Source organism: Pseudarthrobacter sp. (assembly GCF_036675385.1).
Classification (GTDB): Bacteria; Actinomycetota; Actinomycetes; order Actinomycetales; family Micrococcaceae; genus Arthrobacter.
Map to the genome: position 1 here is coordinate 1 of NZ_JAKFFD010000099.1, position 7,393 is coordinate 7,393.

Below are 7,393 nucleotides of genomic sequence, written 5' to 3' on the forward strand. Positions count from 1 at the left end.
GCGCCCGTATTTCGGTTCGGTAACGCAACCTCCTATGCTTAGCTGGAGCCTTTGCAAGGATTTTGGGGCGAGTAATCGTAAGGAAACCGGTATATGAGTAGTGTTCTGACAATCCGCGGCGGAGTCCCGCTTACAGGCCGCGTCAGCGTCCGGGGGGCCAAAAACCTTGTTCCCAAGGCCATGGTGGCAGCATTATTGGGCAACGAGCCGTCGGTGTTGCGGAACGTTCCGGAGATCAAGGACGTCGAGGTTGTCACCTCGCTCCTGCAGCTGCACGGAGTGACGGTGGTCAAGGATCCCGTCAGCGGCGACCTCACCCTGGATCCGAAGGCGGCCAAAACCGCCCCGAGCACGGCGATCGATGCCCACGCCGGTGATTCGCGCATCCCCATCCTGCTCTGCGGACCCCTGATCCATGCGATCGGTGAGGCCTTCATTCCGGACCTTGGCGGCTGCAAGATCGGTGACCGGCCCATCGACTACCACCTGAACGTGCTCCGCCAGTTCGGCGCCGTGGTGGAAAAGCGCCCGGGCGGCATTCACATCTCGGCTCCCAAGGGCCTGCATGGCGCCAAGATCAATCTGCCCTACCCCTCGGTGGGTGCCACGGAGCAGGTGCTGCTCAGCGCCACCCGCGCCGAAGGGATCACCGAGCTTTCCGGCGCCGCCACCGAGCCTGAGATCATCGACCTCATCGCCGTGCTGCAGAAGATGGGCGCCATCATCAGCGTCCAGACCGACCGGACCATCCGCATTGAAGGCGTCCGGGACCTGGGCGGCTACAACCACCGTGCCCTTTCGGACCGCAACGAATCGGCGTCGTGGGCTTCGGCAGCACTGGTGACCCGCGGTGACATCTTCGTCGAAGGCGCCTCGCAGCGGGACATGATGACGTTCCTGAACACCTACCGGAAGGTGGGCGGCGGCATGGACATCGGCGAGGACGGCATCCGCTTCTACCACCGGGGCGGCAAGCTCAACCCGCTGGTCCTGGAAACGGATGTGCACCCCGGGTTTATGACCGACTGGCAGCAGCCGCTGGTGGTGGCACTGACCCAGGCCGAAGGCGTCTCGATCGTCCACGAGACCGTCTACGAAAACAGGTTCGGCTTCACCGATGCGCTCATCCGGATGGGAGCCAGCATCCAGGTGCACCGCGAGTGCCTGGGCAGCGTGCCGTGCCGCTTCGGCCAGCGCAACTTCCTCCACTCCGCTGTCATCTCCGGTCCCACCCAGCTCAAGGGCGCCGACATCGACGTACCGGACCTGCGTGGCGGTTTCAGCCACCTGATCGCGGCGCTGGCCGCTTCAGGCACGTCGCGCGTGACCGGGATCGACATCATCAACCGCGGCTACGAACGTTTCACCGAAAAGCTGTCCGGCCTCGGCGCCGACTTCGACATCACCTCGACAAAGTAGCGGTGGGTACGTGAAGGAAACGGCCAAGAGCCGGGCCACTTTCGTTGTGGTCGCGGCCATAGTGCGCACGGTGCTGAACGCAATGATGAACAAGAAGTGGGAAGGCCTCGAGAACCTCCCCGCCGGCGGGTTTATTGCCGCGCCCAACCATTGCACGGAAATTGATCCGCTGATCGTGGGGCACATTCTCTACAACCAGAACCGCGCCCCGCACTTCCTGGCGAAGGCCGGGCTGTTCAAGGTTCCGGTTCTGGGCGCGGTCCTGCGGGCCACCCGGCAGATCCCGGTGGAACGCTCGACGGCGGGAGCGAACCGCTCGCTGCAGCTCGCCCAGGAGATTGTGGCGGACGGCGGGGCCATCATCATCTACCCCGAAGGTACACTCACCCGCGATCCCGCGCTGTGGCCGATGAAGGGCCACACCGGCGCTGCCCGCCTTGCCTTGGAAGGCGGCATTCCCGTGGTGCCGATCGCGCACTGGGGCGCCCATGAGGTGTTCCCGCGTTATGCGAAGCGGTTCCACCTTTTCCCGCGCAGGACGTCCCGGGTGATGGTGGGCAAGCCCGTTGACCTCAGCCAGTTCATGGGCCGGCCGCTGGACAAAGCAACGCTGACCGCGGCTACCGAGAAGATCATGGATGCCGTGACCGGTTTGCTGGCCGACATCCGCGGGGAGGAGGCTCCCGCCGAACGCTGGGACCCTTCCAAGCACAATCAAGCCACGCACGGTCGCTTCGTTGAGCGTGGCAATCCTGACGACGCTGCGGATGCCACCTGATGGCTGACGGAAGCCGTCAGGGCTCCGCCCGGTCTGTCGCCGTCCTGGGCGCCGGTTCCTGGGGTACAACGTTCGCCAAGATCCTCGCCGATGCGGCTCGGGCAGCGGGGGAACGGCGGAGCATCCGGATCTGGGGCCGGCGCAGCGAAGTGGTGGAGCAGATCAACAGCACGCACCGAAACGTCCAGTACCTGAAGGACACAGAGCTGCCGCCCAGCATCACAGCGTCCACAGACGTCAGCGAGGTGCTGGCGGGCGCGGACCTGGTGGTCCTGGCCGTTCCTGCACAGTCACTGCGACTCCAGCTCCGTGAATGGAAGCCGCTGATCGCCGCTGACGCCATGGTGGTGTCCCTGATGAAGGGCCTGGAGCTCGGCACGGACTCCCGGATGAGTGAGGTGATCAGCGACGAACTGGGGATTCCCAAGGACCGCATTGCCGTGGTTTCCGGTCCCAACCTGGCCATGGAGATCGCCCGGGAGGAACCGACTGCTTCTGTGGTGGCCTGTTCCGATGCGGCGGCCGCGGGCTGGATCGCGAGGAGCTGCACCGCACCGTACTTCCGTCCGTACACCACGGCGGATGTCGTCGGCGTGGAAATTGGCGGCATCGTCAAGAACGTCATAGCGCTGGCCGTGGGCATCTGTGAAGGTAAACAGATGGGGGACAACACCAAGGCCTCCGTGATCACCCGAGGCTTGGCCGAAACATCCAGGCTCGCCCTTGCCCTTGGTGGCGAGGCACGGACCATGGCCGGGCTGGCGGGCCTGGGGGATCTGGTGGCGACGTGTTCCTCGCCTCTGTCGCGAAACCATACGGCCGGCCGGTTGCTGGGCCAGGGACTCACTCTTGACGAGCTGGCACTGAAGATGACCCAAACAGCCGAAGGCATCAAATCCGGCCAGGCCGTGCACGAGCTAGCGGGGAAACTGGGCGTCGACATGCCCATCACCGCCGCCGTCGTTGCCGTCCTGGCCGGCAAACTGTCCGTTGACCAACTGGGGCCGCTGCTGCTGGCCCGGGACCTGAAACCCGAAGGCGATTACTGACGATGTCCGATGAAAACCTGGCCGCAGCGGACTCAGCCCCCCGGGCCAAACCCCGCGTCGCGGTCCTCTTTGGTGGCCGGTCCAGTGAACATGCCGTGAGCTGCGTGACCGCCGCCGGTGTCCTGGGCGCCATCAACAAAGACAAGTACGATGTCATCCCCATCGGCATCGCCAAATCGGGGCAGTGGGTGCTGGTCGCGGGGGATACCGCCCAGTGGTCGCTGTCCGCGTCGTCTCTGCCGGAGGTGCCGCCGTCGTCGGAAACGGTGACACTGGCTGAGGTCGGCGGCGAGCACCAGTTGATCGTCACCTCACCGAACCAGGTCCCGCTGGAACTCGGCACGGTGGACGTTGTGTTTCCGCTGCTTCACGGTCCCTTTGGCGAGGACGGCACCATCCAGGGGCTCCTGGAACTGTCCGACACCCGCTACGTCGGCGCCGGCGTGCTCGCGTCGGCTGTGGGCATGGACAAGCACTACATGAAGGTTGTGTTCGAGGCCGCCGGGCTGCACGTGGGGCCCTACGTCGCCGTCACGGACCGTCAGTGGGTCAAGGACGCGGAGGCCGTCCGCAAGCAGGTGGATCAGCTCGGCTTTCCCGTGTTCGTGAAGCCGGCGCGGGCGGGTTCGTCCATGGGGATCTCCAAGGTGGACTCGCTTGAGGAACTCGACGCCGCCGTCGAGGAAGCCCGGCGCCACGACCTCAAGCTGGTCATCGAGGCCGGCATCGTCGGGCGTGAGATTGAGTGTGCCGTCCTAGAAGGACGCGGGACCGATTCCCCCCGGACGTCCATGCCCGGTGAAATTTCCGTCGCCGCCGGAACGCACGAATTCTACGATTTCAACGCGAAGTATGTTGAGGACGACGCCGCCGCGCTGAGCTGCCCCGCCGACATCCCCGAGGAAGCCATCGTGCGGGTGCGGGAACTTGCGGCAGCTGCCTTCGACGCAGTGGGTGCGGAAGGCTTGAGCCGAGTGGACTTCTTCTATACGCCCGACGGCGAACTGATTATCAATGAGATTAACACCATGCCAGGGTTTACGCCCAAGAGCATGTACCCGCAGATGTGGGCAGCATCGGGCCTGGACTACGCGGACCTGATCGATGAGCTGATCTACCTGGCCCTGAACCGGAAGACCGGCCTGCGCTAGTCCTACTTGCTGGAGGGCAGGTTCTGCAGGTCTTCCTGACCCACGCAGTTCCGGTTGGCCGGGATCTTACCGGCTGAGGCGGAAAGATCCGCCAGGACAGTTGCGGAGCTGATTATCTCCGGATCCATCAGGATTTCCGTGGCGGGTTCGCGGCCGAAGGTAGTGAGTGTCCACACCGGATCGCCCTCCTTGATGACCCAGTCGATGCCGTTGACACTGACGCAGCGGTCCGTCGTCGGGCCTGGAACGTTGACGCCGCAGCGCAGGATCACCTGAGACGGGTCCCCCCAGGCGGCGGTGGCCTGGCTGTTGGTTTTCCGCAGGGCAGCATCGCCGATGGCGTCCGGAAGGGCCACCATCATCGGAGCGCAGGCCGGGTTCGCCGCGTCGCCTGCGGCGGTGACATCCACAGTCGGGGCACAGGCGGACAGAACGGCTCCTGCGAGGGACGCAGTCAGCAGGATTCCAGACACGCGGACAGGCAAGGAAAGACGGGGATTGCGCATCCATCCAGCCTATCGCTCACCTGTCCTGAGGGGTTTCACAGGCTGTCAAAGCGGGCGTCATGTACGTCGCGTTTCTGAGAAATGTACTCCGCAAATCGAACACCGGAGTCTGTGTAAATGCTTGAATCAAGTAAGCTGGGCTAGAACGTCCAGTGACTGGACTTTGCTTGTACGACGACGTATAGCGTCCCACTTGGGCATTCCAAGTGGTACAGCAACTTTCCAGAAAATCTGCAGCCGGGGGGCAATCAAGTGAAAAAGATCAGTGGCATGGCCCGTCAATGCGTAGTGGCCGTGGGGTTGGCCCTGCTGATGGGCAGTGCGACGATTCCCGCCGCATACGCCGATGGCGAGGAAACTCCTGTGGTTGTAGACATTCCGACGGCCCTGCCGTCGGGAGACCTTACGCCTGGTGGGGATGTTACCGAACCCGGTGGAGTGACTGACCCCGGTGAAGTGACCGCCCCTGGAGGGGACGTCGCCCAACCCGGTGGAGTGACTGACCCCGGTGGGGAAGCTACCGACTCTGGTGGAGACCCGGGAACCGGAGAATCTGGTGGAACCGGGACGGACACCGGATCAGCCCCCGCGGAATTGCCCAGGCGGCTTCAGCAGCGGATCCCCGAGGGGTTGACTGCAGACAGCCAAGTAGCCGTTCCGGCCTCGGACGAAGCCACAGCCACGCCGGTACCTAGTATCACGCCAGAAGCGAGTGAGACTGCTGTACCGATAGCGCTGCCCGAGCCAGTAACTAAGACCATCGATGCCGTGGTTGCCACAGCGACCGGCAGCCCACTCTACGTACAGCTCCTGACCGTGCTCGTTCTCATCGGCGCAGGCATGGCCTACTTCCGTGTTCTGGGGTCCAAAGGGACCCGAGTTCCTTCCAAGTCCGTGAAGTAGCAGGCGGACCATGGCGAATACCAAACAAACGCCAGACTCGGCGAGCCGTAAACCGCGAATCACACTCTTGACACACTCCTACTGGCCAGAGAGCAGTCCCCCGCAACGACGATGGACTGCTCTGGTCAAGGAGTTGAGTATAGGCGGCTGGCAGATAGACGTCGTGACGCCTGTGGCGCACACCCCTCACGGGCGCCGGGAACTCACGCGCAGGGTGGCGGGCCGTGCATTGCTGTCGCAGAAGGGCGAGTACTCCGAACTGATCAGGCGCGTTCCTTATTTGAGGCACGGCAATTCCCACGCTGCGAAATTTATCGACCAATGCTTTTCGGCAGTACTTTCCGTTCCCTTGGGTCTTCTGACCCGCCGCTCCGACGTCCTCATTGTCACGGCTCCGAGCCTCCCCATGCTGGGCTCCGGCTATGTCCTTGCGCGGCTTCGCGGAATTCCGCTGGTCGTGGAAATGCGGGACGCCTGGCCGGACCTTGCCCGGGACGCGCGCCTAGTGCAGGGCAAGGTCAAGAGCCTGGCCGAATGGGCAGTCGAATTTGTGCAGCGACGTGCTGATCTTGTAGTGACGGTGACGGAGGGCTTTGCGGAAACGTTGCGCGACCGCGGCCTAAAGAATGTTGCCACCATCAGCAATGGTGTCCGCTTGGAGACACTTCCTGTACTGGAGGCTCCGGCGTTGGAGCGGGCGGTATTCGAGGCACTCTATCTGGGTAACCACGGTAAGAGCCAGCGGCTAGAAATCGCTATTCAAGCCAGTGCCCTTGTGGGCCATTCAATGCATCTCCACATGGTGGGCCATGGAGTCCAGCGCCCTGCCCTGGAGAAGCTCGCCAAAGAGTTGAATGCGCCTGTCACTTTCCACGATTCCCTGCACGGACAGGAAGTCATGGACCGCTATGCATCCGCGGACACCTGCGTGGTGTCCTTGCGGGACGATTGGAAGTCCTTCAAGACGACGGTTCCGTCAAAAACGTACGAAGTCCTGGCAATTGGCCGCCACGTCACCGCCATCGTTCAGGGAGAAGCTGCCCGGATCGTGGAAGAATCCGGCGCCGGGGATATTGTCCCCAGCAGCCCTGAAGCAGTTGCCGAGCTGTGGAAGTCCCTGGCCAGGGACCGCGGACAGCTGATACGCAGCAGTGACAGCCGCCAGTGGGTCAAAGAACATGCGGACTTCCCGTTACTCGCCGCAAAGTACATGGAGCTGATCCAGGGACTGCTCGAAGCTAGGCGTGGTCCACGTACATGAAGCAGCTTTTCACCAATCTTCGCCTCGCTGCCGGGACAGCGCGGGAGCATCTGACGGATGATCCCGCCCTGCTTATGCTGCAGATTTCACGCCGGCTGCCGTCCCGCCTGGTGCATCCCGTAGCCGGGATATTGCGGCGTACCTCCGGCGTGGATCCAGTAGCGGTCCCTGTGCTGCTGGCCGGCCTGATCGGCGGCGAGCAGAGTGACGTGGTTGGTCGCCTCGAAAGTGCCCTGACCCGTGACAGCTTGTCTGCGGAGCAGGCACGGTCAATGGCGGATGTCGCCTTGGTTGCCAACCGCCCGGACCTGGCTGACTCCTTTCTG

Annotated in this window: 6 protein-coding genes and 1 pseudogene; 6 read left to right on the top strand and 1 reads right to left on the bottom strand. The window is 63.5% G+C overall.

What is annotated here, in order from left to right; all coding sequences use genetic code 11:
* Positions 1-93: 93 nt before the first annotated feature.
* The 4 genes from murA to V6M49_RS07905 are packed head-to-tail and all read left to right on the top strand — an operon-like array spanning position 94 to position 4,397.
* Positions 94-1,419, top strand: coding sequence for a UDP-N-acetylglucosamine 1-carboxyvinyltransferase (gene murA / locus V6M49_RS07890; protein WP_056349177.1), 1,326 nt, complete (start codon positions 94-96; stop codon positions 1,417-1,419).
* A 10-nt stretch (positions 1,420-1,429) separates the two neighbouring features.
* Positions 1,430-2,197 carry a lysophospholipid acyltransferase family protein gene (locus V6M49_RS07895; protein ID WP_332760780.1) on the top strand — a complete coding sequence of 256 codons (768 nt, stop codon included), beginning with the start codon at positions 1,430-1,432 and terminating at the stop codon, positions 2,195-2,197.
* The gene (locus V6M49_RS07900; RefSeq protein WP_332760781.1) at positions 2,197-3,246 is read left to right on the top strand and encodes an NAD(P)H-dependent glycerol-3-phosphate dehydrogenase; all 1,050 of its coding nucleotides are present in this window, start codon (positions 2,197-2,199) and stop codon (positions 3,244-3,246) included. Before V6M49_RS07895 ends, V6M49_RS07900 begins: the two co-directional genes overlap by 1 nt.
* Before the next feature lie 2 nt (positions 3,247-3,248).
* The gene (locus V6M49_RS07905) at positions 3,249-4,397 is read left to right on the top strand and encodes a D-alanine--D-alanine ligase family protein (protein ID WP_332760782.1); all 1,149 of its coding nucleotides are present in this window, start codon (positions 3,249-3,251) and stop codon (positions 4,395-4,397) included.
* Between the two features lie 2 nt (positions 4,398-4,399).
* On the opposite strand, the gene V6M49_RS07910 is transcribed toward V6M49_RS07905, so the two are convergent.
* Positions 4,400-4,903, bottom strand: coding sequence for a DUF3515 domain-containing protein (locus tag V6M49_RS07910; protein WP_332760783.1), 504 nt, complete (start codon positions 4,901-4,903; stop codon positions 4,400-4,402).
* A 913-nt stretch (positions 4,904-5,816) separates the two neighbouring features.
* Here V6M49_RS07910 and V6M49_RS07915 point away from each other — a divergent pair.
* Together V6M49_RS07915 and V6M49_RS07920 are read left to right on the top strand one after the other, a co-directional pair.
* Complete coding sequence (locus V6M49_RS07915; RefSeq protein ID WP_332760784.1) at positions 5,817-7,067, top strand: glycosyltransferase family 4 protein; 1,251 nt, start codon at positions 5,817-5,819, stop codon at positions 7,065-7,067.
* Positions 7,064-7,393 (top strand): annotated as a pseudogene (locus V6M49_RS07920) (glycosyltransferase WbuB); the annotation flags it as partial. The gene V6M49_RS07915 and the pseudogene V6M49_RS07920, both read left to right, overlap by 4 nt.

Bases quoted from the DNA above. Each gene is read 5' to 3' on its own strand.
- murA (WP_056349177.1), top strand. From the start codon at position 94: ATGAGTAGTGTTCTGACAATCCGCGGCGGAGTCCCGCTTACAGGCCGC.
- V6M49_RS07900 (WP_332760781.1), top strand. From the start codon at position 2,197: ATGGCTGACGGAAGCCGTCAGGGCTCCGCCCGGTCTGTCGCCGTCCTG.
- V6M49_RS07905 (WP_332760782.1), top strand. From the start codon at position 3,249: ATGTCCGATGAAAACCTGGCCGCAGCGGACTCAGCCCCCCGGGCCAAA.
- V6M49_RS07910 (WP_332760783.1), bottom strand. From the start codon at position 4,903: ATGCGCAATCCCCGTCTTTCCTTGCCTGTCCGCGTGTCTGGAATCCTG.
- V6M49_RS07915 (WP_332760784.1), top strand. From the start codon at position 5,817: ATGGCGAATACCAAACAAACGCCAGACTCGGCGAGCCGTAAACCGCGA.